General features: G+C 59.0%; 21 protein-coding genes. 10 read left to right on the top strand and 11 right to left on the bottom strand.

Annotation, left to right across the window (positions count from 1 at the left end; all coding sequences use genetic code 11):
* Positions 1-191 precede the first annotated feature (191 nt).
* From HBN61_RS04025 to HBN61_RS04015, 3 genes are all read right to left on the bottom strand, one after another.
* Positions 192-1,526 carry a dicarboxylate/amino acid:cation symporter gene (locus tag HBN61_RS04025; protein WP_094994821.1) on the bottom strand — a complete coding sequence of 445 codons (1,335 nt, stop codon included), beginning with the start codon at positions 1,524-1,526 and terminating at the stop codon, positions 192-194.
* A 286-nt stretch (positions 1,527-1,812) separates the two neighbouring features.
* A complete protein-coding gene (locus HBN61_RS04020; protein WP_094994822.1) occupies positions 1,813-3,159 on the bottom strand; it encodes an ATP-binding protein in 1,347 nt (448 codons plus the stop codon).
* Positions 3,156-3,833 carry a response regulator gene (locus HBN61_RS04015; RefSeq protein WP_094994823.1) on the bottom strand — a complete coding sequence of 226 codons (678 nt, stop codon included), beginning with the start codon at positions 3,831-3,833 and terminating at the stop codon, positions 3,156-3,158. The genes HBN61_RS04020 and HBN61_RS04015 overlap by 4 nt, the downstream gene beginning before the upstream one ends.
* Positions 3,834-3,977: 144 nt before the next feature.
* Between HBN61_RS04015 and HBN61_RS04010 the strand changes: the two genes are divergently transcribed.
* Positions 3,978-4,703: a 4'-phosphopantetheinyl transferase family protein gene (locus tag HBN61_RS04010; RefSeq protein ID WP_170046226.1), complete on the top strand. Its 726-nt coding sequence runs from the start codon at positions 3,978-3,980 to the stop codon at positions 4,701-4,703.
* A 75-nt stretch (positions 4,704-4,778) separates the two neighbouring features.
* On the opposite strand, the gene HBN61_RS04005 is transcribed toward HBN61_RS04010, so the two are convergent.
* Positions 4,779-11,339: an NEL-type E3 ubiquitin ligase domain-containing protein gene (locus HBN61_RS04005; RefSeq protein WP_170046225.1), complete on the bottom strand. Its 6,561-nt coding sequence runs from the start codon at positions 11,337-11,339 to the stop codon at positions 4,779-4,781.
* 227 nt (positions 11,340-11,566) lie between these two features.
* Here HBN61_RS04005 and mifS point away from each other — a divergent pair, with 227 nt between their 5' ends.
* The 3 genes from mifS (at position 11,567) to HBN61_RS03990 (ending at position 16,198) form a co-directional block, all read left to right on the top strand.
* Positions 11,567-13,321: a two-component system sensor histidine kinase MifS gene (gene mifS / locus HBN61_RS04000; protein WP_170046224.1), complete on the top strand. Its 1,755-nt coding sequence runs from the start codon at positions 11,567-11,569 to the stop codon at positions 13,319-13,321.
* A gap of 3 nt (positions 13,322-13,324) precedes the next feature.
* The gene (gene mifR, locus HBN61_RS03995; protein ID WP_170046223.1) at positions 13,325-14,659 is read left to right on the top strand and encodes a two-component system response regulator MifR; all 1,335 of its coding nucleotides are present in this window, start codon (positions 13,325-13,327) and stop codon (positions 14,657-14,659) included.
* Between the two features lie 216 nt (positions 14,660-14,875).
* Complete coding sequence (locus HBN61_RS03990) at positions 14,876-16,198, top strand: MFS transporter (RefSeq protein ID WP_047274233.1); 1,323 nt, start codon at positions 14,876-14,878, stop codon at positions 16,196-16,198.
* A gap of 51 nt (positions 16,199-16,249) precedes the next feature.
* On the opposite strand, the gene HBN61_RS03985 is transcribed toward HBN61_RS03990, so the two are convergent.
* Positions 16,250-17,005 (bottom strand): COG4705 family protein, encoded by a 756-nt coding sequence (locus tag HBN61_RS03985; RefSeq protein ID WP_170046222.1) that lies wholly within the window; start codon positions 17,003-17,005, stop codon positions 16,250-16,252.
* A 372-nt stretch (positions 17,006-17,377) separates the two neighbouring features.
* On the opposite strand from HBN61_RS03985, the gene HBN61_RS03980 reads away from it, so the two are divergent.
* Positions 17,378-17,674 (top strand): hypothetical protein, encoded by a 297-nt coding sequence (locus HBN61_RS03980; protein ID WP_170046221.1) that lies wholly within the window; start codon positions 17,378-17,380, stop codon positions 17,672-17,674.
* 136 nt (positions 17,675-17,810) lie between these two features.
* Positions 17,811-18,431, top strand: coding sequence for a flavin reductase family protein (locus HBN61_RS03975; RefSeq protein ID WP_094994829.1), 621 nt, complete (start codon positions 17,811-17,813; stop codon positions 18,429-18,431).
* Here the strand turns inward: HBN61_RS03975 and HBN61_RS03970 are convergent, their stop codons facing one another.
* Both HBN61_RS03970 and HBN61_RS03965 read right to left on the bottom strand, forming a co-directional pair.
* Positions 18,432-18,665, bottom strand: a complete 234-nt coding sequence (locus HBN61_RS03970) for a hypothetical protein (protein ID WP_094994830.1) — start codon at positions 18,663-18,665, stop codon at positions 18,432-18,434.
* Between the two features lie 41 nt (positions 18,666-18,706).
* Complete coding sequence (locus HBN61_RS03965) at positions 18,707-19,036, bottom strand: antibiotic biosynthesis monooxygenase family protein (RefSeq protein ID WP_170046220.1); 330 nt, start codon at positions 19,034-19,036, stop codon at positions 18,707-18,709.
* A 319-nt stretch (positions 19,037-19,355) separates the two neighbouring features.
* Here HBN61_RS03965 and HBN61_RS03960 point away from each other — a divergent pair, with 319 nt between their 5' ends.
* Positions 19,356-20,285 (top strand): AraC family transcriptional regulator, encoded by a 930-nt coding sequence (locus HBN61_RS03960; protein WP_094994832.1) that lies wholly within the window; start codon positions 19,356-19,358, stop codon positions 20,283-20,285.
* A 64-nt stretch (positions 20,286-20,349) separates the two neighbouring features.
* Here the strand turns inward: HBN61_RS03960 and HBN61_RS03955 are convergent, their stop codons facing one another.
* Together HBN61_RS03955 and HBN61_RS03950 are read right to left on the bottom strand one after the other, a co-directional pair.
* A complete protein-coding gene (locus tag HBN61_RS03955; RefSeq protein ID WP_094994833.1) occupies positions 20,350-20,964 on the bottom strand; it encodes an NAD(P)-dependent oxidoreductase in 615 nt (204 codons plus the stop codon).
* Positions 20,965-21,007: 43 nt separating this feature from the next.
* Entirely contained in the window at positions 21,008-21,892 is an 885-nt protein-coding gene (locus tag HBN61_RS03950) for an MBL fold metallo-hydrolase (protein ID WP_170046219.1), read from the bottom strand.
* A gap of 113 nt (positions 21,893-22,005) precedes the next feature.
* On the opposite strand from HBN61_RS03950, the gene HBN61_RS03945 reads away from it, so the two are divergent.
* From HBN61_RS03945 to HBN61_RS03935, 3 genes are all read left to right on the top strand, one after another.
* Positions 22,006-22,911: a LysR family transcriptional regulator gene (locus HBN61_RS03945; protein WP_170046218.1), complete on the top strand. Its 906-nt coding sequence runs from the start codon at positions 22,006-22,008 to the stop codon at positions 22,909-22,911.
* Positions 22,912-23,029: 118 nt separating this feature from the next.
* Complete coding sequence (locus HBN61_RS03940; RefSeq protein WP_156425770.1) at positions 23,030-23,206, top strand: hypothetical protein; 177 nt, start codon at positions 23,030-23,032, stop codon at positions 23,204-23,206.
* Positions 23,207-23,340: 134 nt separating this feature from the next.
* Positions 23,341-24,858, top strand: coding sequence for an MDR family MFS transporter (locus tag HBN61_RS03935; RefSeq protein WP_170046217.1), 1,518 nt, complete (start codon positions 23,341-23,343; stop codon positions 24,856-24,858).
* Positions 24,859-24,875: 17 nt separating this feature from the next.
* On the opposite strand, the gene HBN61_RS03930 is transcribed toward HBN61_RS03935, so the two are convergent.
* Together HBN61_RS03930 and HBN61_RS03925 are read right to left on the bottom strand one after the other, a co-directional pair.
* Positions 24,876-25,727, bottom strand: a complete 852-nt coding sequence (locus tag HBN61_RS03930) for an ATPase (protein ID WP_170046216.1) — start codon at positions 25,725-25,727, stop codon at positions 24,876-24,878.
* Between the two features lie 111 nt (positions 25,728-25,838).
* Positions 25,839-26,837 carry an NAD-dependent epimerase/dehydratase family protein gene (locus HBN61_RS03925; protein WP_170046215.1) on the bottom strand — a complete coding sequence of 333 codons (999 nt, stop codon included), beginning with the start codon at positions 26,835-26,837 and terminating at the stop codon, positions 25,839-25,841.
* Positions 26,838-26,871: the final 34 nt, after the last annotated feature.

Below are 26,871 nucleotides of genomic sequence, written 5' to 3'. Positions count from 1 at the left end.
ACCACGGAGAACCGGTCGAAAAAGCTCTCCGTACATGATTTTTCGGTCACTTTTCGTCCAATGACGCTGTAGGTGCCTGGAAAATTGCAACTTGCCGCGGCTGCACGACAAGTTGATCGGAGCATCCCTAGCAAATCGCAGACAACCATAAAAAAACCCATCCGAAGATGGGTTTTTCAGTGCGTCACGGATTACTTCATCAACGAGGGCGTTGGGCCTTCAGCCACACCCAGGTCGTCTTCCGGACGGGTTTCTTCCAGCGGACGACCGCCGGAAGCCAGTTCAACTTGCAGTTTGTCTTCGTCCAGCTCTTTGACCCACTTGGCAACCACCAGGGTCGCCACAGCGTTACCTACGAGGTTGGTCAAGGCCCGGGCTTCGGACATGAAGCGGTCAATACCCAGAATCAGCGCCAGACCGGCAACCGGCAGGTGGCCTACCGCCGACAAGGTCGCGGCCAGTACGATAAAACCACTACCGGTCACGCCCGCAGCGCCCTTGGACGACAGCAGCAGCACCAACAACAGGGTGATCTGGTGCGTGATGTCCATGTGCGTGTCGGTGGCTTGCGCGATGAACACGGCAGCCATGGTCAGGTAGATCGAGGTACCGTCGAGGTTAAACGAGTAACCGGTCGGGATCACCAGGCCAACCACTGACTTCTTGGCGCCCAGACGCTCCATTTTCACCAGCATGCGTGGCAGCGCGGACTCGGACGAAGACGTGCCCAGTACGATCAGCAGCTCTTCACGGATGTAGCGAATCAGCTTGATCACGCTGAAACCGTGAGCGCGCGCGATACCGCCCAGCACCACCAGTACGAACAGCACGCAGGTGATGTAGAAACAGATCATCAACTGGCCCAACTGCACCAGCGAACCCACGCCATAGGCGCCGATGGTGAAGGCCATGGCACCCAGTGCACCCAACGGGGCCAGCTTCATGATCATGTTGATGATGTTGAACATCACGTGGGCGAAACGGTCGATGAAGTCCAGCACCGGCTTGCCGTAGGCGCCCAGGCGATGCAGGGCGAATCCGAACAGCACCGAGAACATCAGCACTTGCAGGATGTCACCGTTGGCGAAGGCGCCGACGATGGTGGAAGGGATCACGTTGAGGATGAAGCCGACGATGCTTTGGTCTGCGCCTGCGGTCACATAAGCCGCGACTTTCGAGGCGTCCAGCGTAGACGCGTCGATGTGCATGCCAGCGCCCGGCTGCACCACGTTGACCACGACCAGGCCGATCAACAGGGCAATGGTCGATACGATTTCGAAGTAGAGCAGCGCATAACCGCCGGTCTTTCCGACCGACTTCATGCTCTGCATACCGGCGATACCGCTCACCACCGTACAGAAAATGATCGGCGCAATGACCATCTTGATCAGTTTGATAAAGCCGTCACCCAAAGGTTTGAGTGCTACACCGGTTTCCGGGTAGTAGTGGCCCAACAAGATACCGATAGCGATCGCTAAGATCACTTGCACATACAGGGATTTGTACAGTGGCTGACGAGTCGTCATTGCAAAGTTCCTCAAGTGCATCACTCGGCCATCATTCCATCTGAGACCGGCAACGCCTAAAGCGCGAACCCTCCTGTACTTGGAGGGATTTGTTGTGTCGAGCTGCTCTATCGGCAGACCTCTCGCACTTATTGCAAGCCACGGGCCAACGTTGTCAAAACACGCTCAAAGCCCGATAGCACATAGCCTTGTAGGAAATTAAAGTCAGTTTTTTGTAGGACAACTTTGGCGGGTTTCCGCCCATTTGCCGGGAACGATGGGAAGAGATGGCGGATTTCCGCCTGCTTCACGTGACTGGAAAACGTATACGGAATGCCGCGCCGCCCAAAGGCGAATCATCGAGGGTCAGCTGCGCGTCGTAGCTTTCGATGATGTCCTTGACCACCGCCAGGCCAATCCCCTGCCCCGGATGCTGGCGATCCAGGCGTTCGCCGCGTTGCAGGATGCGCGCCCGTTGATCGGCAGGCACGCCAGGGCCGTCGTCTTCCACGCACACGTCAATCCCGGCCGCCGTGCGGTGCAGGCTGATGCGTACTTGGCTCAAACACAGGCGGTAGGCGTTTTCGAGTAGGTTGCCGAGCAATTCCAGCAATGCGTTTTGCTCGATCGGTACATGGCTGAGGGGGGCAATGTCGAAACTGACTTTGACCCGTTTGTCGCGGTAGACCTTGTCCAGGGTGTTGCACAGGCTTTCAACCACCGGAATCAGTTCCACCTGATGGCGTACCAGGCCACTTTTGCGCAGGCTGGCACGCTGCAACTGGTAGCTGATTTGCTGGTTCATGCGTTCGATCTGGGTTTGTAGCACCCACGCCTGCTCGCGGTCTTGCGGGCGCTGGGCCATGCTTTCACTGACGCCCTGCAACACCGCCAGCGGGGTTTTCAGGCTGTGCGCCAAATCATCCAGCGAGTCGCGGTAGCGGGTGCGCTGTTCACGCTCACTTTGCAGCAAGCGGTTCAAGGAGCCGGTCAAGCGCAGCAACTCACGGGGGTGCTGCTCGCTGAGGCTGTCACGCTCGCCAGCTTCGATCTGGTCCAGTTCCTGACTTAAACGTCGCAAGGCACGCAACCCCCACGTCAATCCAATCCATAGCAGCGCCAGCAACACGACTAACGCCGCGCCAAATCCCAGGTAAAGATTTTCACGCAACCCGGCGAGGGTGATGTTGTATTCGCGCATGGGCTGCAACGCCACGAAGCTGAAGGCCGCGCTTTTGCCGCCGAGCAGCTTGACCTCCACGTCATAGACGAAGAACTCTTCGCCGCTGTCCTCACGAATACTTGCGAACTCGTTACCGCGCCCGTCGTAGCGCGGCTTGTAGTTGATGGATTCTTCTTGAGTGGCCCGCGAGCGCCACACCAGGCGGCCCTCTCGGTCATAGATGTAGCCGAGCAGGCGACTGTCCGGCAGGTTGAATTGTTCATCCGGCAGCAAGGCCGGCATTTTTAGGTGATTTTTTTCGACCCGTGCCGCCGAAATCAAGGTGTTTACATCCGATGCCAAACGCTGCTCGATGGCGCCCTTGAGCGCCAGACTGAATGCACCTTGCATAGCCGGTAACAGCGCCAGCATGAACAGCACGGCCAGCAAGGTGGCCGCGAGCATCAGTCGAACGCGCAGCGAACGAATCATCGGCAGCGCTCAGTAAACAGATACCCCATGCCGCGCACCGTATCGATTGGCTTAAAGCCGTTTGCCCCCTCCAACTTGCGTCGCAAGCGCCCGACCAGCACCTCGATCACATTCGGATCACGCTCCTCGTCATCCGGGTACAGCTGCTCCATCAGTCGGTCCTTGGCCACCACCTGCTGGTGATGGCGCATCAGGTATTCCAGAATCCGGTATTCATAAGCCGTGAGCGCCAGTGGTTCGCCCTCCAGCACCGCCTGCTTGCGATTGATGTCGAGCACCAGTTCGCCCGCCACGATGGTGGACTGGGTAAAACCGCTGGAACGGCGCAACAAGGCATTCAAGCGTGCTTCCAGCTCTTCGAACTGGAACGGCTTGACCACATAGTCGTCAGCGCCTGCGGCCAGCCCTTCGACCTTGTCTTGCCAATTGCCGCGGGCCGTCAGAATCAGGATCGGGAACGTCTTGCCACGCTGGCGCAACTCGCGAATCAGCTCAAGCCCGCCGAGCCCCGGCAGCCCCAGGTCAATCATCGCCAGGTCGTAGTTGAACTGCCCGGCCTGGTACAGCGCTTCCTCGGCGTTGGCCACTGCCTCGACCACATGCCCCCCTTCCCTGAGGCGGGTTTGCAAGTGATGACGCAACAGCGCCTCATCTTCAACCACCAGCAATTTCATCGCGCTCTCCCAAGCCTGATCGCGCCTCCAAAGGCGTTAAACACGTGGCCACTCTATCGTTGCGGCCCTGAACACACTCTGAACAATAGCCCAACCGTTTCAAGCGACTACCCAGCACGGCGCGGACCCGGCAAAATGCGCGGCATGACTCGACTCCCCGCCCTGCCCGCCTGCTGCACCCCGTTGCGTGCCGACTGGCCCTTGCCTCACGCGCTGCCCGGCAGTGCATGGTGCAGTACCGATTTCACGCCTGCTCAACTGTCGATTGACGACTTTGGGTGCAGTGCAATCGAAATGCCCGCCAGTATTCAACGCTCTGTTGCCAAACGCCAAACCGAATTTCTCGCCGGACGCCTGTGCGCGCGAGCGGCCGTGCTGCAGCTGGATGGCACCCTCGCTACGCCCGGCATCGGTGAAGACCGCGCCCCGGTGTGGCCCGACCACATCGCGGGGACCATCACCCACAGCAACGGCCGGGCCGCCGCGCTGGTGGCACTCAAAAGTGAATGGCAAGGGTTAGGCATCGACCTTGAGAACCTGCTCAGTGACGAGCGCGCCCGGCGTCTGGCCAAAGAAATCCTGACCCCGGATGAGCTGCAGCGCATGGCCGCAGGCTGCGCCGAGGATCTCGCCCTCCTCGTCACGTTGACGTTTTCACTCAAGGAAAGCCTGTTCAAGGCGCTGTTTCCGCTGGTGCAAAAACGCTTTTACTTTGAGCATGCCGAGCTCCTCAGTTGGAGCAAAGACGGCCATGTACGCCTGCGCCTGCTCACTGAACTGTCGGCGCAGTGGCACCACGGGAAAGAAATCGAAGGGCAATTTGCAGTGTGGGAAGGTCAGTTGCTGAGTGCAATTGCCATCAAGGCCTGATCGGCGGCTCTGCCACACCTCCGTCCTGACAGGACGGCGTCAGGGCGGTGGTGATTATCACGTGCGCGGTAACGGTCAGAAGGTCGTGCTTTCCAGTTCGCGGTTGGCTGCCGCTTGCTCAAAGCGCGTCAACTCATCAAACAATGCTTCTCGGGCCTGTTTGTGCTCAGCCGCCGCCGCCTCCCCCAGCCTGATGTATTCCTGTTCGCCCAGGCGTTCGCTTTGGCTGGATAAGGCATCGCATTTTTTATCGTACTCGTCGCGAATGGCAGTAAAGCGCTGCGCATATTGCCGCTTGAGAAACCTGCGCCAAAATTTTTCACGGGTGATGGAATATTGCAGCGCAGGCGTGGCCTCCAGGCTCAAGATGTAGTGTTTGGCATCGTCCAGTTTGTTCGGCGTGACCCCGGCAATTTGTTCATGGTGCATGCCACGGGTTTGTGTCGGCAGATCGAGCTCTTCGGCTAGGTGAACACGATAAAACAGCTGGATTTCTGCATCGTCCGGGTGGCCACCTGCCTGGTAGCGTTCCCTGATGTCCTGGTTCGCAAGCTGGTCCACCTGACGCATCCGGAACATGCCTTTGGCCAGTTTTAACAAGTTCGCGGCAATGGTTTGCTCATTGCTGGTGCGCTCGACCTTGTGGACCCAGGTCAACACTTCGAGGTTGCCGAAGATGACCATGACGCCGTCGGCACAGGTCACTTCCATGTTTATTTCGTTAAAAACGTCCCGGCGCAGTGCCGTGGATTCGAGCATCAGGTCGATCATCTCCCATACCCGGTCTTGAATCTGCTGCCGGGTAGATGACGTCATATAGTCCTTGGACCCGGTCATGTCGCGGATCAGGCGGAAAAAGTCCTCCGCCACCCGGCCTTCGCGTTGAAGCAAGTTCCATTGCCGCGTTCGGCGGGTTCGTTCGCTGCGTGGCAGGTCACGCGATAACCAGGCTGCCACGTCCTGCACCGGGTCATCGCGCACCTCGACCGGCCTGCGACGCAGGAGCACGCCAAAATTCAAGCCTGAACGCCTCTGATACTCGGCCATGCGCTCACGGGTTTCGCCGTTTAACGGATTGCCGTGCAAGTGAGTATTGCGGTTGACCGGGCTGGCGTCCGGCACATCGAACACCGCTTGCGGGATGACGGTGATCATATTGAAGTCCAGGCGCACCGTTTCAATGTTTGTCAGGCCGAGCAACCCCGTTGGCCACACCATCATTTGATTGCCGCGCAGGTGCAATTGGCGCAGTTCTCTCATGTGCGTGACGTCGGGCACCGGCGCGAACCCCGGCAGCGGTAAAGCGCTTTGTCCGATGAGGTTGAAATTAAGATTCAACACCCTGAGCGAGGTCAGTGCGCTGAGTTTTTGCACACTCTCAGGCGTCAATTCGATGCGATTTCCACTCAGGTTAAGTTTCGTCAGCCCGGTCAGGTCCAATGCAGCGGCGGGAAGGGTTCGCAAGAGGTTGTTGGCCATCGAAAGCCAACGCAGCCCGGTAAAACGACTCAAAAACTCATTCGAGCCATTGAACAGCCGCATGCCGTCCATGGACAACGCCCCGACGTGACTGAAATCTCCGCTCAGCGCAGGCAAGTCACCGACGGGAAGGTTTGAAAGGTCCAGGCTGTAGCCCAGGAACTGGCCATCGTCTGAATACGCCCTGTCGGTTTCTTTGCGCCATGCACTTAAAATCCGCTGCATGATGTCGCGGCGTTCGGGGTTGGGCACTGCATGGTCGGCACCTTGGGCGACCACTGACTGGGCTGCCCAGGCCTCCAGCTGCTCACGGGTGGTCTGATACTCAACCCGCAAGCGCTCAAGTTCCCGGTGCCGAGCGGCCTCGTTTTCGCCCAATCCATTCAGAAATCCATTGATCTCTTCGCCACTTAGCCTGGGATAAAGAAGAACGGTCTTGCGGATCAAATCGTTGGAATGCGCCCCTTGCCCGGAAGGCGGGTACACGGGATAAGCCATAAACGAGGCATCGACCTTGATCGCGGGTTCCATCCACGGCTTGTCAGTGTCCAGCCCCAACAAGGTTTTGACACTTGCGCGGTGGGCAAAAGCCCGTTCGCTGATTTTTGCCGCCAGCGTCCGGTTGTCGTGAACCCCCTCAAGCCCGAGCGCACTGCGTTCCTCGTCGCTCAGCACATGCAGGATGGAAGACAACAGGTTATTGCCCGTTTCAGGCACGCTGTTTAAAGGCTGGCCCTCGGACGAATATGCCCGGTAGCCGTGTTCCTCTTTAACCAGCAAGCGATAACGACCGGGCTCGGCCGTACCGATACTGTCCAGCCTCTCTCCGTCGACTGTCTGGCTGCGCACTTCGATTGCCACGTTCGCCGGCCAGCCAGGCAAAGCTTGCAGCATATGCAACGTGAGCTTTTCACTGTCCGGAGTGGCCGTGGCCTCCAGGTACAGGCCTTCATAGGCACGGGTCAGGCGCACCTCACGTGCGGACGCGAGCATGTGTTCCGAGAGTCGCGGGGCGATATCGCCTTTGTCCAGGTATTCGGTCTTCTCATGGCCGGTGGCGTGGCTGAGCAGGTGTTTGATAACACTGAGGGGCAGTTGATCGGCGCCTTTGTGCAACACGTGCACATGTGGGTCAGCGCTTTTCTCCTCTTTTTCGTAGAGCGACTTGAACAGTTCCGGCATACGCGCCTGGGCATGGGCGCCAATTTTTTTGGCCAGGGCCAGCATGCGCTGCTCAATGATCGGGTCGTACTCGCCGAGCAACTGTTGAGTCTGCGACCGGTCCAGTCGCATCAGCAACGCTCGCAGCAAGCTGCCATTACTGGCATCTTCACGCGAAAGCCTGACCCGGGGAAGCTCGCTGCTCAGATCAGCCCCGTACTCGGCCAGGGTATTGCCCTGCGCATCCACCACTTGCAGGACTTTATCGCGAGGCCAGCCCGGCAGGCTTTGCAGCAATAACAGCTGAATGTCAGCACGGGCCGTGCGCAGGGAATAGTGCTCTTGCATGGAATTGACGAAGCGCTGAATCTCGGCCTCGATTTCAAAGCGTTTCCAGGTGTCCATCAACAACGGCGGAGCTACCCGATTATTCATGTGCACCTGACGCAATACCCCTTCGTCCGTATGACTGACCTGCAGGATCTGTTTGCCCACCGCGTCTTCAAACGACACAGGGGCCGCCCGCAAGCGGCGCAAAAGCGTCAGCCCCTGCCATTGCAAGGGATTTTCCGTGCTGGCCCGCCATGCCCCGTCATAGTTGTGCTCCAGAACCGGGGCATCGACCCCGACCTTGGAGGGGTGTTTCATTCGCCACTTAGGCCGCACCGGGTCGCGTTCGACGTGAAACACCGAGCCGTAAAGCGGCAGGTACTTTTTACCGTTCAGGTCGTACAGCCCCAAGCTGTCAGCCTTCAGGTCGCGGGGCAGCCGCACGTCCTGCACAAATTGACTGGCCGAGTTGTCCCACAGGCGGACTTCACCCGCCGGTTGTCGCATGGCAGACATCGCATCCCCCAGGGTCTTGCGCAGCCCCTCGGCATCTGTCGCATGGCTCATGCCCAGAATCGTGCGCTCATGGGGCTGTAAAACCGACGCCAGCGCCAGGTAGAAGCTGTCACGGGTAGCAGGCACCGGGATGACACCGCCGTTACGAAAGTCATACGCCTCGTAGACACCGTTTCCGTAATGACGCAATTCCACCGCTGTATCGTCTGGCCCCAGAGGGATAAACGGTTTGATGTTCTGCGGGTCGCCATACTCGGTAATCGCCAGATGGCGGTCCAGTTTGTCGTTGAGCAAGCCTCTGGCAAATTCACGGGTCCATTGATCTATATCGGGGTTAAAGGCGCGGGCGTGATAAATCCCGTCGAGCGCCTGATCGATGCGCAGCTGTACTTTGAGGCGATCGGCTGCCTCGGAAAACGGAATGGGCTGAAGATTGCTCTGCAGCGCTTGAGCGGCCTGACTGGCAGTGAACGGGTGCTGCGTCAGCAATTGTTCAATGCACTCAACGGACAGCGCGGGATTGAGGCCATGTAATTTGGCCACCAGCGCCGAAGCCCTCGTCGTAAAGGGTGGGCACACGCGCGGCAGGAACTGATTGGCCGGGTTGCGGCTGGCCACCGGGTCTGAACGCTGATGGCCTTCAAGCACGGTTAACGCCTGAAATAACAAGGCGTGTTCCGTTTTGGCCAATTGGGCGATCTGTTCACGGATAGTGGCAATGCGGCTGATTTTGCCGGCTGCGGGGTTGTGCTCGCGGCCCAGCACGGAATCATCTGGCAACTGATCCACTATCAATGTGAACAGGTGCTCGGCACTGGCCGCCCCTTGCGTCACATCATCGCGGGCAACGTAACGGCCCGTGTCCAGCCGTTTGATTTCAATGGTGTGCACGTCCTGGCCGGGGCGCACGTCCGGCCCGTAAGACATCATGTTTTCACCGTGCTGATCAAACACATTGAGCACGGTATCCGCGGGCCAGTGTGGCAGCCGGGTGAGCAGGGCGAACACGGCGGGTTCGGCATGGGCGGGCATTTCTGCGCGCAAGGGCAGCACCTCGATAATGTGGTTGATCTGCTGTTCAACCCGTAACCGGCGCACCCCGTCCGCCAAAGGCCCCGGCATGGGGTGCCCCTGCCAGACGGCTTCCAGTTGCAAACGCGTGGTGGCGGTAATGCGCAGCATCAGCTCGATTTCCGGGAGCAGGACGCGCGTCGCGTCAAAGGGCAGCATGCGTTGCACCATTTGCGCGTCACTGAGGGTATCGACATCGTCCAATACCAGCCGCCACATCTGCTTGGCCGGATCGAACTTCACCGCTGGCCGGTACGCGTGGGCATCCGCGGTATTGAGCACGTAATGCTTGCCAACCGGGTCGTAGACGATTTCGGCAGCGCGGTGCAGGTCGCCCTCGTAGACCTTGACGTACAGCCTGTCGTTGATCTCGTAAATCCCTTCAATTGTGGGCGTCAGGCTATCCAGCGTACTGGCTTGCACCTGCGTATAGGGCTCCAGACCGGGGCGCCACAGTTCAGTTTTGCCGTCAGCAAACGTGACTTTTCGCGGTTCCCCTAACTGTTGCCACAACGTATTCATGCGCTGGCGATGAAGGTTACCGCCCAGTCCGATCAGCCATCCGCTAAGTAACAGATCAGCCGTGTCGGCCAAAGCACTGGCGAATTCGCTGGATTCTCCTTGGCTCGCGTCGATCACACCTTTGACGACGCTGTAGCCAAGCGAGCCAAACACCACCCCTTGCATCACCCGATTCAGCCCTGTCACCCCGCCTGGCACCGGGGTCGTCAGCAAGCTCAATACTTCTTGGCCTATAGCCAGCATGGCCTCCTTCAGCGCCTGCCAATCGGCCTCGGAGCGAGTGGTAGCCAGCAGGTTGAGGTTGGTGGTGTAACGGTTGACCTGATACCGGCTCAACACCTCGACCAGCTTCTGGCGGGGATACGCCACCGGCTCAACGTCAAAGACCAGGGAGTCCAGCGTGGGCTCCGGGAACGCTAAATGGAAACCGTCATATAACGCCCCCGCTAACCAGCTTAAGTCCGCAGGACGAGGTTCATCACTCAACAGCTTCTGAAAGCTGCCCAAGGCAGGCAACGGCAGTTGGCCGGCGAACCACCCGAGGTTCTTTGCCTTATGGCTTTGTTTGAGTTGCTGCCGAAAATGCGCTTTGAAATCGGTCCCTGACGGATGGTAGAGCAGCGCCCCGCCCGGCCGGTTCGGGAAATAGCTGTACACGCCGGTTTCGCCTTCGAAATGCAACACCAGCAGGGGCATGGTCATGCGATGTTCAAACAGCCCTCGTGCCGAGCGCGCCATGGAAACCGGGTGAATTTCACACGCTATTTCATCATTGAACACGTTGAGCAACCGGTGGTAAGCCACGCGTGTGACCCCACTGACCGCCATATTTCGATAGGCCTCGAGCACCTCAAACTCAAAACGGGCCCTGACACTTTGAACCAACAACGTATTCAATACGCCTTCAGGCCCCGCAGCGTCTAAAAGGCTGTGGGCTAACGCCGAGCCCATGTCGAGGTTACGCACAATGGCGATAAAGCCCCTGACATCCATGGCCTTGCGGGCGGGTCCATAACGGATAAAGCTGGCCTCGACGAAGCTGAACGGCTTGAGAAAGATCGAGTCGGTAGTGAAACCGAAATTGGCACAAGCGGCCTCCCACAACGTCATTGAACGCACGTGTTCAACGACCTTGGACTCGTCCAGGGCACGACGCCACCTGCGCGGGTTCTCCTGCTGTTTCGGCGCGGGTTCAAGCCACTCACTCAGCAGGTCCAGGGGGGTGCGGCCTTCTTTGGTTTCCAGGTAGCGGGTGTAGATTCTGGCCTGTTCCGGGTCGACATCATCACCGGTCAGGGTTTTCAGTGCGTCTTTCAACCGGGCCATCTGAGCGGATTTGAACGCCTCCCTGAAGCGGGCATTTTCGGTTTCGGCTGCCTTGATCGATGCTTGGGCCTCACGCTGCAAGGCGATGTAGTGTTTGATCTGCGCCTTGTCGAACCCGGCGAAGTGGGTCTGCATGTTAGCCGCCATAAAGGCCAGCGCTTGCTGCTGCGCCCATTGCTTGCCCGACAGCAATGTGGGTGCGCGCTCAGGCACTTTCGAGAAAAAACGCATGTCTGGTATTTCCGTGAATGAAAAGCGCACCCTAAACAGGATCAAAGCGTGGCATGCGGTAGTTATTTAATGCCGCGCAGGCGCTGACGAATGCAACCACGCGTGGGTATTACCCCGGCCGGACATAGACCTGCGTCATGCTTTGTGCGCCTTTGCACAAACGCCATTACTGACCCGACAGCCCCGCATGCTATGGTTTGCGCCCCATAATCGAGCGTATTGCCACTATGCCCGTGACGTCCCGTTATCTGCGTTTGGCGCTGTATACCGTATTGATTCTGGCCGGGGCGGTGGTTGCCGGCGGCTGGGCCATGCAGCAGGCCAGGCAACATGCATTGGAAGAAAGCGCCCGGCGCGGGCCCGAGCAACTGAGCTTGTATGCCAATTCGCTGCACACCCTGATCGAACGTTACCGCGCCCTGCCCGCCGTGCTGGCGCAAGACCCGGAGCTGATTGCCGCGCTGGCAGGGCACGTCACCCCAGACGTGCAAGACCTGCTCAATCGCAAGCTGGAATGCATCAACGGTGCCGCGCAATCGTCCACGCTGGAACTGCTCGACAGCACCGGGCTGGCGGTGGCTGCCAGCAACTGGAACACATCCAACAGTTACGTGGGCCATAACTACGGATTCCGCCCCTATTTCAGCCAGACCCGCAGTCAGGGTACCGGCCGGTTTTATGCCGTGGGCGTGACCAGCGGAATCCCGGGCTACTTTTTGTCCAGCGCCGTCACGGATGCCGACGGACGCTTTCTGGGCGCCATTGTGGTCAAACTTGAGTTTCCCGAACTGGAGCGCGAATGGAGCCAGGGCAACGACACCCTGCTGGTCAGCGATGCACGCGGCATCGTGTTTATCGCCAATCAACCCGGCTGGCGTTATCGCCACCTGCGCACGCTCAATGACAGTGACCGTGACAGCATCACCGTGACCCGACAGTACGATAAACAGCCCCTGACCCTGATGCCGACCCGCACCCTGCGCAGCTTTGAAGACAACAGCTTCTTGACCCGCGTGGAAGGTCCCGACGGCCCGGCTGATTATCTGTGGGGGACATTGCCTCTGAAAGCCGAAGGCTGGACCCTGCATTTGTTACGCAAACCACCCACCGCCACTGACGACGAACGCAATGCAGCACTGGCGGCCGTCGGCTTATGGCTGACGCTGGTGTTTCTGGGGTTGTTCCTGTTCCAGCGCTGGCGCATTGGCCGTTTGCGCCAACGCAATCGTGAAGAACTTGAGCAACTGGTCGAAGCCCGCACGCGGGACTTGCGCACCGCCCAAGATGGCCTAGTGCAGTCGGCCAAACTCGCGGCGCTGGGGCAAATGTCGGCGGCGCTGGCACATGAGATCAATCAACCGCTTACTGCCCAGCGCATGCAGTTGGCGACCTTGCGTCTTTTGCTCGACCATGGCCGCATCGAAGACGCGTATAAAGCCCTTACGCCTCTGGAGCACATGCTGACACGCATGGCTGCGCTCACCGGGCACCTTAAAACCTACGCCCGACAAAGCCCCAGCGGCCTGCGCGAGCGCCTGGATCTGGCCAGCGTGGTGGATCAGGCTTTGCAGTTGGTGGAGCCGCGTCTGAAAGACGAAGGGGTTGAGCTGCAGACCCGGCTGAGTCGTCCGGCCTGGGTGCGCGGCGATGCAATTCGTCTGGAGCAGGTCATGATCAACCTGCTGCGCAATGCGCTGGACGCCATGCGCGACAAACCGCGCAAGCACCTGGAGATCCGTATCGAAGCCGATCAGCAGTTATGGCATTTAACCGTCAGCGACAGCGGTGGCGGGATCGACGACGAAAATCTGGGTAAAATTTTCGACCCTTTTTTCACCACTAAACCCGTGGGCGACGGTTTGGGGTTGGGGCTGGCAGTGTCATACGCAATCGTTCACGAACTCGGCGGTCGACTGACAGCGTGTAACCACGCCGATGGCGCACTGTTCACACTGACGTTGCCCATCGCACAGGACACTTGAGACATGTTTGATTCGGTCATCGTGGTCGATGATGAGGCCAGTATTCGAACCGCAGTTGAGCAATGGCTGAGCCTCAGCGGCTTTGACGTGCAACTCTACAGTTGTGCCGAAGATTGCCTGCATCACTTGCCCGCGCAGTTTGCCGGGGTAATTGTGAGCGACGTGCGCATGCCCGGCATGGGAGGGCTGGCCCTGCTCAAACGCTTGCAACAACTGGATGCCGACTTGCCGGTGATCCTGCTGACCGGGCATGGCGATGTGCCCATGGCGGTCGAGGCCATGCGTGAAGGCGCGTATGACTTCCTCGAAAAACCTTTTAGCCCCGAAGCCCTGCTCAGCAGCTTGCGCCGCGCGCTGGAGAAACGTCGTCTGGTACTGGAAAACCGCCGCCTGCATGAACAGGTCGATGTGCGCGAACAGCTCGACCGCCGTTTGCTGGGCGTGTCCCGCAGCCTGCAGACCTTGCGCAGGCAGGTGATGGAGTTGGCCCCGTTGCCGGTCAACGTCCTGATCCGCGGCGAAACCGGCAGCGGTAAAGAGCTAGTGGCCCGCTGCCTGCACGATTGCGGGCCGCGTGCCGCCCAGCCCTTTGTGGCACTCAACTGTGCAGCCATCCCCGAGCAACTGTTCGAAGCCGAACTGTTTGGCCACGAAAGCGGCGCTTTTACCGGCGCCCAGGGCAAACGCATCGGCAAGCTGGAATACGCCGACGGCGGCACGTTGTTCCTCGATGAAATCGAAAGCATGCCACTGGCCCAACAAGCGAAACTGCTGCGGGTGTTGCAAGAGCAAAAACTTGAACGCCTGGGCTCCAACCAAAGCATTGAGGTGGATTTACGGATCATCGCTGCCACCAAACCCGACCTGCTCGAAGAAGCTCGGGCCGGACGCTTTCGCGAAGATTTGGCTTACCGCCTGACCGTGGCCGAGTTGCGGCTGCCGCCCTTGCGCGAACGCCGCGAAGACATTCCCTTGTTGTATGCGTTTTTCTCCCACAGTGCAGGCGAGCGCCTGGGCCGCAGCGTGCAACCCCTCAGTGGCGCGCAGTTAACCCGCTTGCTCAGCCACGACTGGCCGGGGAACGTGCGCGAGCTGGCCAACGTAGCGGAACGGCGGGTATTGGGGCTGGGCGAACCGCAATGGGATGCCCCCGATATCGGCCACTCGTTAGTGGCCCAACAGGAAGCCTTTGAAGCGCAATGCCTGCGCGCCGCGCTGAGTCGACACAAAGGCGATATCAAAGCGGTGATGGCCGAGTTGCAACTGCCGCGCCGCACCCTGAACGAAAAAATGCAGCGTCATGGGCTGGTGCGCGAAGCATTCTTAAACACCGACTAACCCGCTGCACATGCTTCGAACAGCGCGGCGCCAAGGCGTCCACCGATAGGCGGATTTCCGCTTATCGCGTTTGGGTTTTGAGCGAGATTCCGCTCACCCGCTTGGGTTTCGCCCTTGTAAACCGGGTCTTTACATCTTGGCACAACTCCTGCTACGTCCCGGTAAGCACGCGTTTTGACGCGCTATAACAAAACCAAAAAAAGAAGGATCCAGTTAATGGATAACTCCAGCACCTTGCCTGCCGGGTCGGTTCCTGCGACCCCGAAAGAAAAGACCACCTCCAGCCGTATCAAATCCATTTTCAGCGGTTCCGTCGGCAACATGGTCGAGTGGTACGACTGGTACGTGTACGCCGCCTTTTCGCTGTACTTCGCCAAGGCGTTTTTCCCGAAAGGTGACACCACCGCTCAATTGCTCAACACCGCCGCGATTTTTGCCGTGGGCTTCCTGATGCGCCCGATCGGCGGCTGGCTGATGGGCCTGTACGCGGACCGCAAAGGCCGTAAAGCCGCGTTGATGGCCTCGGTGCTGCTGATGTGTTTCGGCTCGCTGATCATCGCCCTGTCCCCGGGTTATGAAACCATTGGCGTCGGCGCGCCGATCCTGCTGGTGTTCGCCCGCTTGCTGCAAGGGTTGTCGGTGGGTGGTGAATACGGCACCTCGGCCACTTACCTCAGCGAGATGGCCACCAAGGAACGTCGCGGCTTCTTCTCCAGCTTCCAGTACGTGACCCTGATCTCGGGCCAGCTCATCGCGCTGGGCGTTCTGATCGTGCTGCAACAAACCCTGACTGAAGAGCAACTGTACAGCTGGGGCTGGCGCATCCCGTTCGTGATCGGCGCTCTGTGTGCGGTGGTTGCGTTGTTCTTGCGTCGCGGCATGGAAGAGACCGAGTCGTTCAACAAGGTCAAGGTCAAGCCCAAAGAAAGCGCCATGCGCACCTTGCTGCGTCACCCAAAAGAGCTGATGACCGTGGTCGGCCTGACCATGGGCGGCACACTGGCGTTCTACACCTACACCACGTACATGCAGAAATACCTGGTGAACACGGTGGGCATGAGCATCTCCGACTCCACCACTATTTCAGCCGCTACGCTGTTCCTGTTCATGTGCCTGCAACCACTGGTAGGCGGGCTCTCGGATAAAGTCGGGCGCCGTCCGATCCTGATCGCATTCGGTGTATTGGGCACCCTGTTTACTGTGCCGATCCTGACCACGCTGCACACCATCACCACCTGGTGGGGCGCGTTCTTCCTGATCATGGCCGCGCTGATCATCGTCAGTGGCTACACCTCGATCAACGCCGTGGTGAAAGCGGAACTGTTCCCGACTGAAATTCGCGCACTAGGCGTCGGCCTGCCGTACGCGCTGACCGTGTCGATCTTCGGCGGCACCGCTGAATACATCGCGCTGTGGTTCAAAAGCGCGGGCATGGAGACCGGCTATTACTGGTACGTCACCGCCTGTATCGCTTGCTCGCTGTTCGTTTACGCCACCATGAAAGACACGCGTAAACACTCGCGGATCGAGACCGACTAAAAGCTGTTCCCCCTTCCAGGCGCACGTGCGCGCCTGGAAGGGGAGTTCAGGTCAAGACAACTCGGCCACCGCAGGCCGGGCTTGTCGGTTTTTCGCGTAGGCAGCACCGGCAATCATTGCCACCAAAATCCCCGCCAATACCAACGATGATCCGACTGTACCGAAATCGAGACCGCCCTTTTCATGGGGTTTGGTCAGGAAGTCGCCCAACGTCGCGCCGAACGGCCGCGTCAACACGAACGCCACCCAAAACAGCACCACCGAAGAGATACGGGTGAAGTAGCGTGCCAGTACCACCAGCCCGATGGTTGCGCCGATAAACAGCGCTCCGCCCGCAAATCCCAGCCCGGAATCGTCTGCCAAATAATCGCCCAATGCAGTGCCCAACGTGTTGGAGAGCAAAATCGCCATCCAGTAGAACAACTCACCCCGTGGCGTCTGCACGTTGTTGACGTTGAGGGACTCTCCACTCCATTTCCACAACGCAAAAATCGCCACCAGTATCGACACCAGGATCAATGACCCCGAGGCGTAGCCCAGGCCCAATGTGCGGTCCATGAAGTCGGACAGGGTGGTGCCTGCCGTGCTGGTGGACAGAATCACCAGCCAATACAGCACAGGGTTGTAGGTTTTGGAGAACAACTGAGTCAGCAAGGTCAGGACAAACACACTGAGCAACAGCATTGAACTGACGGCATACCCCACATTCAAGGTCATCGACAGCAAGTCACCGGCGGTTTCGCCCAACGTGGTGGCGCAGATTTTCATCACCCAGAACGCGAGGGTGATCTGTGGAAGTTTATTCATTCGGGTCAACGCTCCAGGGGGACAAAGCAATTATTGAGTCTGCTTTTTATGCCCGGAGAAGCCTGAGCGGCAGCCCGTGAAAAATAGGTAATGCGCAAATGAAAAAGGCATCCACAAATAAGAATTAAACGTATTAATTGTCAGTTAATTCCCACGCGACACACTCCTTCCTACATTCAGCTCTGCTCCGATGATTGAGGCGCCTTGGGTTAATCGACCCTGAAGCCGCACTCGACATTCTCGAGGAACGCCCAAATACATCTAACAAGTAGATATTTAAGCGCTATTTTTTGCGCTTTTTAATCTATTTGATGGGAGTAATCTGAACCTATCGAAACACAACAACCCAGACACGCAACAAGGAGCACAACCATGAAAACCCGAATGATCCTCGCCACCGCCCTCTCTGTACTGGCTTTAAATGCGTTTGCAGCAGACGGTTACGACCGTACCCACTCTTCGAGCTTTGCTGAAGACGGCTACAGCCGCACCGGCTCGGCCGCTGTTGCAGCAGATGGCTACGACCGCACCCACTCCTCAAGCTTTGCTGAGGACGGTTACAGCCGCACCGGTTCGGCCACGTTTGCCGCAGATGGCTATGACCGTACCCACTCCGCCAGCTTTGCCGAAGATGGTTATGACCGCACTCAAGGCGCGCGCTTTAGTTGATCAGCGCTCGCCGATGACGAGCGCACGAGGCGCGTCCCTGAAGAGGGACGCCCGAGAATGGATTCAAACTTTGTCATTGAGGCCAATGCCTAGCACTATAGGGGCTCTCTAACTCAGCCGTTTGCGGATGCTTGTGATGCCTGACGATATCCATTTCTACGAACCCTCCAAAGGCCACGGCCTGCCCCACGATCCGTTCAATGCCATTGTCGGGCCGCGTCCGATTGGCTGGATTTCATCGCAGGACGCCGAAGGTCGTCTCAATCTGGCGCCCTACAGCTTCTTCAACGCCTTTAATTACATTCCGCCGATCATCGGGTTTTGCAGCGTGGGGCGCAAAGACAGCCTCAACAACATTGAGCAAACCGGTGAATTCGTCTGGAACCTGGCCACGCGCCCACTGGCCGAAGCCATGAACCAGAGCTGTGCGATGGTCGGGCCCGACGTCAATGAGTTTGAATTGGCAGGCCTGAGCACCGCTGCTTCACGGGTGGTGAGCGTGCCGCGCGTGGCGCAAACGCCGGTGTCGTTTGAATGCAAAGTGACGCAGATCGTGCAACTGCAACGCGCCGACCAGCAATTGGTCCCGAGCTGGCTGATTCTCGGCGAGGTGGTAGCGGTGCATATCGCCAAACACCTGCTCAAAGACGGGATCTATGACACCGCCGCCGCCGAACCGATTTTGCGTGGTGGCGGCCCGGCAGATTACTTCCAGTTAGGCGCCGAAGCCCTGTTCAAAATGCACCGCCCAACCTGATTACCAAACCAGCTCGGCGTCTTCATTGACGCCCTGCAGGGCTGCAAGTTGTTGCTCGGCGGCGGCATCGGCCGCGGTCGCGGTGGTAAAGGTCTGCTCGAGCAAGATTTTGTGAAAGCGAGGGGCTCCACCTTCATACAAGGCTTTGACCGCAATCGCTGCGTGGTAAACCCCCGGTTCTACAGGCACCACCGCCGATACCGCCTCAAATTTTTCAAATGCTTTACGCGCCATGTGTGTAATTCCGGCCTGTGAAAAGGCGGCATTCTACCCGCTTACCCGGCGCGTTTCTGCACACGGCTCCAGACCTCGTCACAGCCGCTCTGGAAATCGAGACGGTCGATCACCCGGGTGTGCACCAGCACGCTGTAGACCTCCATCAGCGGGGACTTAAAGTACGCCAACATCGACGCCTCATCTTGCCAATACCCTGCGACATACCAAAGCAACGGTTCGCTGCGCGATTGCTGCAACGCAACGTGCAGGCAGCCAGGCATCTGCAGCGTGGGCTCAATCAGTTGGCTCAGGCAGGCCTCGACGCGGGCCGAACAACCCGCGTGGGCACGGACCCAGGTCGTGTGACTGGCAACAGTGGACTGGGGCATGGTGACCTCCAAAAATCTGAGGGGCGTGAGGGGAGGCTCAAAGCTTACGGTGGGTCTGTGCCGCACGGTTAGTCGATTCCTGCCCCGGCCTTGCACGATTCTGCATAACCTTAGCGTTCCAACCGCCTCACGCCATGCTGCGCAACCGCGTCAGGTATACCGGTTTCAAGCAAACCCGCGCCTTGTTTACAACGCTTTCGTCGCCCGCCGTGAAGGCCGCGACAGGATCAGGCAAGGCTGCGGCAGAAATCAGCTACCCCTTGGGCTTGCACAAATCTAAGCTATGGCCCCATCGCCGCCGCCACGAGGACACGCCCCCATGTCAACGCTGCAACCGCCCATGGCCGCACTCGATGCCGCGCTGGAAGAAAAACGCGTAGAACTGGCTGACCTCATTTATCGCCACACCCGCGAAGACGGCACCTGCGCCACGGGGGTCGACGCGCTGTTCATGTCGCGTTACAGCGAGTCCAGCGACTTCTCCCCGAGCTTGCCGCAACCGGCACTGTGCATCCTCGCCCAAGGGCGCAAGGAGGTGCGCCTGGCAGATGAATATTTCGCCTACGATCCGCTTCATTATCTGGTGGTGTCGGTGTCAATGCCGATCAGTGGCCGTGTGGTGGAAATATCCCCGGAACGTCCGGTGCTGGCGTTGCGCCTGGATATTGATCCGATGGAAATCTCCACCCTGATCAGCGAGGCCGGGCCGATTGGCGTGCCGTCGCGGCCTGCCGGGCGCGGGGTGTATGTCGAACCCATCGATCAAGTCATGCTCGATGCCCTGCTGCGCCTGACCCGATTGCTGGACTCGCCCCGCGATATCGCCATGCTCGCGCCGCTGATTCGACGCGAGATCTTGTACCGCTTGCTGCGCAGTCCTTTGGGCTACCGACTGTACGAAATTGCTACCGAAAACAGTCAAACCCACCGGGTGAGCCGTGCGATCTCATGGCTCAACGGCAATTTCCAGCAACCGTTGCGCATTGACGACCTGGCCCGTGAAGCCAACCTGAGCGTGTCGACCCTGCACCACCGTTTCAAAGCCATGACCGCCATGAGCCCGCTGCAATACCAGAAGCAGCTGCGCCTCAACGAGGCCCGGCGCCTGATGCTCTGCGAAGGGCTCGACGCGTCGGCGGCAGGATATCGCGTGGGGTATGAAAGCCCGTCGCAGTTCAGCCGCGAGTACAGCCGTCAATTTGGCGCGCCGCCGGTGCGGGATCTGGCGCGCTTGCGCATGAGCCTATAGGGCCATCGTTCACTGCCACTGATTCGCGTCGATGCCGATCACCGTCGGCCCAGTACCCTCGGCTTCAATAGCCGACGGTGAAACGTTGACGGGAATGGGCGGGATGCTCGACTTCATCGAGCATGGCGATGGCGAAGTCCGCGAAACTAATCCAGCTTTTGCCGTCATCGCCGATCAGCAGGTGGTCGTTGCCCAAGCGGAATGTTCCGGTGCGCGGACCCTCTACAAATTCGGCCGATGGCGACAGGAAGGTCCAGTCCAGGTCCTGTTCCTTGCGCAAGGTTTCCAGATACACACCCCCCGCACTGGCCTCTGGCTTGTAGGCCTCCGGGAAGTCCTTGCTGTCGATGACCCGGGTGTTATCCGGCAGTAACAGCGAACCCGCGCCCCCCACAAACAACAAGCGCTTCACGCCTGCCTTTTTCACCGGTTCGATGATGGCCTGAGCGGGCAAGGTCGAAAAATGCGCGGCGCTTAACACCCCATCACTGCCTGCAACCGCTTCTTGCAGGGCATGGGCATCATTGACATCCACATCCAGGGTGACCACGTTTTCACGGTGGCCGATTTTTGAGGCGTGACGCGCAATGGCGATCACGCTATGACCACGGCGCAGGGCTTCTTCCAGCAGTTGGCTGCCTGCACGTCCGGTGGCACCGATAATTGCAATTTTGCTCATGAGGTTCTCCTGTGGAATGGACAGATTTCACTAAAGGCTTCAATCACCACTTCATTTCGCCTTTGGCCACTTTGGCGCTCAGTTCCAGCGAAGACTCTTCAGCCAGATCCGGGTAACGCTTTTTCATTGCTGCGATCAGTTCAGCCGAGTCCTTGGCTTTGAGGGTCTCTTCATCAAACGCCTTGATGTAATCGCGGGTGAAGTGCACGGCATCGATCGAACGATCGTTCTCGCCCAGGTAATGGCCAGGCACCACAACGCCGGGTTGCAGGCTGTCGATGCGCTTGAGGGTGGACAACCACTGTTTGTGGGACTGAGGCGTTTGCGTATCAGCCATCCACACGTGAATGTTGTCAGCCACTACCACCCCGCCCACCACGGCCTTGAGCGACGGAATCCACACAAAGCTGCGGTCCGGCTGCTTGCCGTTCAGCCCGATCACCTCCAGATCGCGGCCTTCCAGTTGCAGGCTATTGCCGTTGAGTACCTGCGGCACAATCAATTTTACGGGGGCATCAACGCCCATTTGCGGGCCCCAGAATGCCAGTTTGGCATCCTTGGTTTTGTTGATGTGTTCCACCGTAGGGGCGGAGGCCAGCACGGTGGCGTCGGGGAAGGCATCTGTCAGTGTTTGCAGACCGAAGTAGTAGTCCGGGTCGCCGTGGCTGATGTAGATGGTGGTCAGGTGCTTGCCGCTGGCGCGGATCTTGTCCACCACGTGCTGCGCCTGAGCTTTGCCGAATTGCGCATCGATCAGAATGGCGTCTTTGTCGCCGCTCACCAGTACCGACGACACCGGGAAAATCGCCGCAGCGCCCGGGTTGTACACGTCCAGCGTGAGGGGTGCAGGCGCTGCAGCGGCTTGCGCAGCAAAGCCCAGCGCAACGACGCCAAGGAACAGGCGACGCAAGGTTGAAAATTCATTCATGGGCTGTTTCCTGAATAAGAGGCCGTTATAGGCGATGAACACAGCTTAGTAGCCCGATCAGCGTTAAAAAATGCGATGCTGCGACATAGTTTGTTTCAGAAACCGGGCAGATCATGGACCGTCTTAATGCAATGCGCGTGTTTGTCACCGTGGTCGACCTCGGCAGTCAGTCAGCCGCCGCTGATCACCTGGACCTGTCGCGGCCGGTGGTGTCGCGCTATTTGGCCGAGCTTGAAGCGTGGGTGGGCGCACGTCTGCTGCATCGCACCACGCGCAAACTGAGCCTCACTGCCGCCGGTAATGAAACGCTGCCGCGCTGTCGACAGATGCTGACACTGTCCGAGGATTTGCAGGCCGCCGTGACCACGGCCGGGGATGCGCCTCGGGGCCTGTTGCGCATCAGCGTCAGTACGTCATTCGGGCAAGCGCAGCTTGCAGCCGCCGTGACCGACTATGTGCGCCTCAACCCCGGCGTGACCATTGACCTGCAAATGCTTGACCGCACGGTAAACCTGGTGGACGAGCGCATTGACCTCGCCATTCGCACCAGCAGGGAGCTGGACCCCAGCTTGATTGCCCGCAAGTTGACCGTTTGTCGCTCGCTGCTGTGTGCTTCGCCCGCGTATCTGCGCGAGCATCCGGCGCCCGTACAGGTGGATGACTTGAGCCAGCACAATTGCCTGACCCATACCTATTTCGGCAAAAGCCTGTGGCATTTCACCTGTGATGGCGATGAGCTGTCGGTGCCGGTGCAAGGCAACATCAGCGCCAACGAAGCCAGCACCCTGCTCAGCGCCACACTGTCTGGCGCAGGGGTTTCACTGCTGCCCAGCTATCAGGCCGGGGAGCACGTGCTTCGCGGGGATCTGGTGCGCTTGTTGCCCGACGCCGAACCCCGGGTGATGACTATTTACGCGGTCTACGCCTCGCGCAAACACATGCCCAGCGCGTTGCGCAGCATGCTGGACTTTCTGGCGGCGCGCTTTACCCCCGAGCCATCGTGGGACAAAGGACTGTAAGAAGTAGTCCGTTTGAGGGATGAAGGCTTACAGGTGCAGTCGTACAACTGGTGTGGCAAGTCCGAGGGTCTGAACTAGCCTGAAAAGTGTGACGTCTAGGTATCAGGAGATGACTGCCATGACCACGAAAACAAAAACCAGATGCATGACCGCGTTTGTTGTATTTGCTGCCGCTGTACTGTTTGCCAGTGCTTGTTACCGCGCTGAGCAAACCCGCCTCTCCCCTCGATTTACCGCCAGTTGCCAGGGCGAGCATTGCAATTCGTTGAATGCAGCATTCAGCGCGTTGAGATAAAAAATCGGTGCAGCCGTTCTTGAACTGACGACTGCGCCTTTTTTGCGCCTGTTCGTTAGCGAGCTATCCAGTACACTGGGCGGCATTCCGCCACAGGCCGCTGCGCCTGTGCCTTTGCGCCCACAGGTGTATTGATGACCAGCCTCAACCAACCCGCCACGTCCAAACCCGCCATTCGCAGCATCCTTGTGGCCTTGATGCTGGCCATTTTCCTTGGCGCGTTGGATCAAACCATCGTTGCCGTGTCCATGCCTGCCATCTCGGCCCAGTTCAAGGATGTCAGCCAACTGGCGTGGGTGATTTCCGGCTATATGGTGGCCATGACCGTGGCCGTGCCGATTTACGGCAAGCTCGGGGACTTGTACGGCAGACGCCGCCTGATGCTGTTCGGCATGGGGCTCTTCACCCTGGCGTCGTTGTTTTGCGCAGTGGCGCAGAACATGGAGCAACTGGTACTGGCGCGGATCATTCAGGGCATTGGTGCGGGCGGCATGATCTCGGTGAGTCAGGCAATCATCGGTGACATCGTGCCACCGCGCGAACGCGGCCGTTATCAGGGTTACTTCAGCGGCATGTACGCCTTAGCCAGTGTCGCCGGGCCCGTGCTGGGCGGCTTCATGACGCAATACCTGTCGTGGCGCTGGGTGTTTTGGATCAACCTGCCGCTGGGGCTGGTGTCGTGGTGGATTGCCTATCGCACCCTCGTGGGCCTACCCATTGGGCAGCGCAAGCCAATTATTGATTACCTGGGCACGGTGTTGATGATTGTCGGCCTGACCTCACTGCTGCTGGGCATTACGTTTATCGGTCAGGGGCACAGCTGGCGCGGCGACCACGTGCTGATGTTGCTGGGCGTGGCCGTGTTTGCCCTGCTGTTGTTTGTCTGGCACGAACGCCGTGCGCGCGAGCCGTTGCTACCGATGCATTTGTTTGCCAATCGCACTGCCGTGTTGTGCTGGTGCACGGTGTTTTTCACGAGCTTTCAGGCCATCTCGCTGGTGGTGTTGATGCCGTTGCGTTACCAAAGCATCACCGGCGCCGGGGCAGACAGTGCGGCACTGCACTTGTTGCCGCTGGCAATGGGTTTGCCCATTGGCGCGTATGTTGCCGGGCGCATGACCTCCGTGACCGGGTATTACAAACCGATGATTCTCGGCGGCGCAGCGCTGATGCCGCTCGCCATTTTGGGCATGGCTTACAGCCCGCCGGGCGCAGAAACCGTGAGCGGGGTGTTCATGCTATTGAGCGGGATCGCTTCAGGCATGCAATTTCCTACCTCATTGGTGGGCGCGCAAAATTCCGTGACGCAACAGGATATCGGCGTGGCCACCAGTACCACCAACCTGTTTCGTTCGCTGGGGGGCGCCGTGGGAGTGGCCTTGATGTCAGCGCTGCTGCTGGCGTTGCTGCATGACTCGCTAAGCACCCCGATCATGGGACGCCCGCTACTGGGGGAAGGCAGTTCGGGGAATGTACTGCTCGATGGCCTGAACGCGGTGCAAGGCCCGGCGCTGGACAACCTGCGTGCCGAGCTGCAAATCACTTTTCGCCATCTGCTCAGCATCAGCGCCGCGTTTTCGCTGCTGGGCCTGGGCGCGGCGCTGGCAATGCCCAATCAGGTGCTGCGCGGGCGCGAAGACAAAGCAACGTAGCACCCGCAGCCCTTGCGTTATTTAGCGCTGATTTGCTTTTGCAGGTTCTGGATCTGGCTTTGCAACGTGTTGATGTTGCGCGTCACTTGCCCGCGGAACAGGTCAAACTCGGCAGTGCTGCCTTGAGCCGGGGCGGCGGCCGGGCGGGTTTCCAACTCACTTTTAAGGACTAGCAAATCCTGCTCCAGGCGCTGGATGGCAGCAGCCGGATTGCCCTGCTTTTTCAGTGTGGCCACGTCGGCGCTCACGCTTTTGAGCTGCGCGTCCAGCTTGCCCTGCTCGGCCACGGTGGCTTTAAGGGTCGCCAGTTCCGCGCCCAGTGCCTTCACGTCGGTACTTAACTGGGTGTTGCTCGCCTGCTGGGCCGAGACCTGCGCCAACAGGGCCGCATTGATCTGTTCAAAGCGTTTGTCCAGTTCCCCTTGCTGACCGGCCACCGCGCCTTGCTGTTGCTGGTGCTGTTCAAGGAGTTTGTCTTCGAGTTGCTTGATCTGCAATTTCAGGGCTTCGCTGCCGCTGTTGATCGTGGACTCACTGGCCACCACTTTGCCCGATATGTCCTGCAGACGGCCTGCGGCTTCTTCGCTGATGCGGGCAAAACTCTCCTGAGTCGCCACCAGCTGTTGCTCCATCATCGACAACTGCTGAAAGCTCCACCACGCCAGCCCGGCGAACGCCAGCAGGACGGCTCCGAGCAGTGCCCATAGCGGGGCGGTTGTGGGGGCTTTGACTTTGATCACGGGTGTGTCGCGCGAATACACCGTGGTGCGTTCACGGGCGGCTGCGGTCGGGGGCAGTTGATCGTGGTCGTCGACCGTGGCTCGCAGGGTCGGGACATCATCGAAGTCGTCGCGGGCATCGTTACGCATGGCAAACCTTATTTAAAACCTGAGTGAAAGCTGAATGGCGCGAGTATAAACCTCAGACTCGCGCCCTGATCGTCCTTGAACCTTCGTCAGGTTCATCGGTATTACGGGTAGTTAACGGTAAGGCGATTCCTGGGCCTTCCACCAGCCACAGAATTCATCGAGTGCCGCCCACAGCGAGACTTTGGGGTCGTAGTCCAGGTAATGCCGGGCGCGGCTGATATCGAGGGTAAAATCTTTGTTCATTTCCTGGGTGCGCAGGCGCGTGCGCGTTGGCTCCGGCTGGCCGGGCCACAGTTTACAGGCGACTTCACTGAGCGCACTCATGCTGTAGGCCGCCGCGTAGCCCCGATACCGCGTCACCTGAGCCACGTTCATTTGCCGCATCACGTAATTGACCACGTCCCAGAAGGGAATCGGCGCGCCATTACTGATGTTGTACGCCTTGCCCAAGGCAGATCCGGCGGCCAGCAGGCTGCTGAGCAACGCTTCATTGAGATTTTGCACGCTGGTGAAATCCACTTTGTTCAGGCCGTTGCCAATGATCGCCAGACGCCCTTTGCGCTGCTGTTGCAGCAAACGCGGGAACAGGCTCATGTCGCCAGCACCCGTGACCATGCGCGCGCGCAAGGCAATCACTTCCAGTCCGAACTCCTGGGCGCCAAAGACTTTTTGCTCGGCCAGGTGTTTGGTCGCGGCATAGGTATGACTGAAGCGCTTGGGGACCTGCTCTTCCGTCAGGCCAACATGCGAGCGACCGTCGAAATACAGCGACCCCGAAGACAAGTGCACCAGCCGCCGCACACGTTGTTTCAAACAGGCTTCGACCACGTTTTCGGTGACCAGCACATTGTCACGCTGCAAGTCTTGCGTGCGCCCCCAGGCACTGACGGCGCCCGCGCAGTGCACCACGGCGTCAATGTCGACGCACAGGTCACGCACCAGCAAGCCATCGGTCAAATCACCCGGGATAAATTCAGCCCCACGCCGCAACAGGTGTTCAACACCGTCGGCACGACGCCCGCTGACCCGTACGTCAAAGCCCTGCTCCAGGGCAAAACGCGCAAAGCGTCCGCCAATGAAGCCGCTTGCGCCGGTGACCAGAATCTTCATGAATCGCTCCAAATGCTCTAATGCGTGCTGCCTG

The sequence above is a fragment of the Pseudomonas sp. WS 5071 genome (assembly GCF_012985765.1).
Lineage (GTDB): Bacteria > Pseudomonadota > Gammaproteobacteria > Pseudomonadales > Pseudomonadaceae > Aquipseudomonas > Aquipseudomonas lundensis_A.
Note: the sequence above shows the minus strand (reverse complement) of the source record. Positions and strands in the feature narration are given on the sequence as shown.

Coding starts and splice junctions, on each gene's coding strand:
- HBN61_RS03975 (WP_094994829.1), top strand. CDS start 17,811: ATGCCTGACGATATCCATTTCTACGAACCCTCCAAAGGCCACGGCCTG.
- HBN61_RS03925 (WP_170046215.1), bottom strand. CDS start 26,837: ATGAAGATTCTGGTCACCGGCGCAAGCGGCTTCATTGGCGGACGCTTT.
- HBN61_RS03965 (WP_170046220.1), bottom strand. CDS start 19,036: ATGCCCCAGTCCACTGTTGCCAGTCACACGACCTGGGTCCGTGCCCAC.
- HBN61_RS03930 (WP_170046216.1), bottom strand. CDS start 25,727: ATGCGTAACGATGCCCGCGACGACTTCGATGATGTCCCGACCCTGCGA.
- HBN61_RS04020 (WP_094994822.1), bottom strand. CDS start 3,159: ATGATTCGTTCGCTGCGCGTTCGACTGATGCTCGCGGCCACCTTGCTG.
- HBN61_RS03970 (WP_094994830.1), bottom strand. CDS start 18,665: ATGGCGCGTAAAGCATTTGAAAAATTTGAGGCGGTATCGGCGGTGGTG.
- HBN61_RS03940 (WP_156425770.1), top strand. CDS start 23,030: ATGACCACGAAAACAAAAACCAGATGCATGACCGCGTTTGTTGTATTT.
- HBN61_RS03990 (WP_047274233.1), top strand. CDS start 14,876: ATGGATAACTCCAGCACCTTGCCTGCCGGGTCGGTTCCTGCGACCCCG.
- HBN61_RS03960 (WP_094994832.1), top strand. CDS start 19,356: ATGTCAACGCTGCAACCGCCCATGGCCGCACTCGATGCCGCGCTGGAA.
- HBN61_RS03955 (WP_094994833.1), bottom strand. CDS start 20,964: ATGAGCAAAATTGCAATTATCGGTGCCACCGGACGTGCAGGCAGCCAA.
- HBN61_RS04025 (WP_094994821.1), bottom strand. CDS start 1,526: ATGACGACTCGTCAGCCACTGTACAAATCCCTGTATGTGCAAGTGATC.
- HBN61_RS03935 (WP_170046217.1), top strand. CDS start 23,341: ATGACCAGCCTCAACCAACCCGCCACGTCCAAACCCGCCATTCGCAGC.
- HBN61_RS03985 (WP_170046222.1), bottom strand. CDS start 17,005: ATGAATAAACTTCCACAGATCACCCTCGCGTTCTGGGTGATGAAAATC.
- HBN61_RS03950 (WP_170046219.1), bottom strand. CDS start 21,892: ATGAATGAATTTTCAACCTTGCGTCGCCTGTTCCTTGGCGTCGTTGCG.
- HBN61_RS04005 (WP_170046225.1), bottom strand. CDS start 11,339: ATGCGTTTTTTCTCGAAAGTGCCTGAGCGCGCACCCACATTGCTGTCG.
- HBN61_RS04015 (WP_094994823.1), bottom strand. CDS start 3,833: ATGAAATTGCTGGTGGTTGAAGATGAGGCGCTGTTGCGTCATCACTTG.
- HBN61_RS03980 (WP_170046221.1), top strand. CDS start 17,378: ATGAAAACCCGAATGATCCTCGCCACCGCCCTCTCTGTACTGGCTTTA.
- mifS (WP_170046224.1), top strand. CDS start 11,567: ATGCCCGTGACGTCCCGTTATCTGCGTTTGGCGCTGTATACCGTATTG.
- mifR (WP_170046223.1), top strand. CDS start 13,325: ATGTTTGATTCGGTCATCGTGGTCGATGATGAGGCCAGTATTCGAACC.
- HBN61_RS04010 (WP_170046226.1), top strand. CDS start 3,978: ATGACTCGACTCCCCGCCCTGCCCGCCTGCTGCACCCCGTTGCGTGCC.
- HBN61_RS03945 (WP_170046218.1), top strand. CDS start 22,006: ATGGACCGTCTTAATGCAATGCGCGTGTTTGTCACCGTGGTCGACCTC.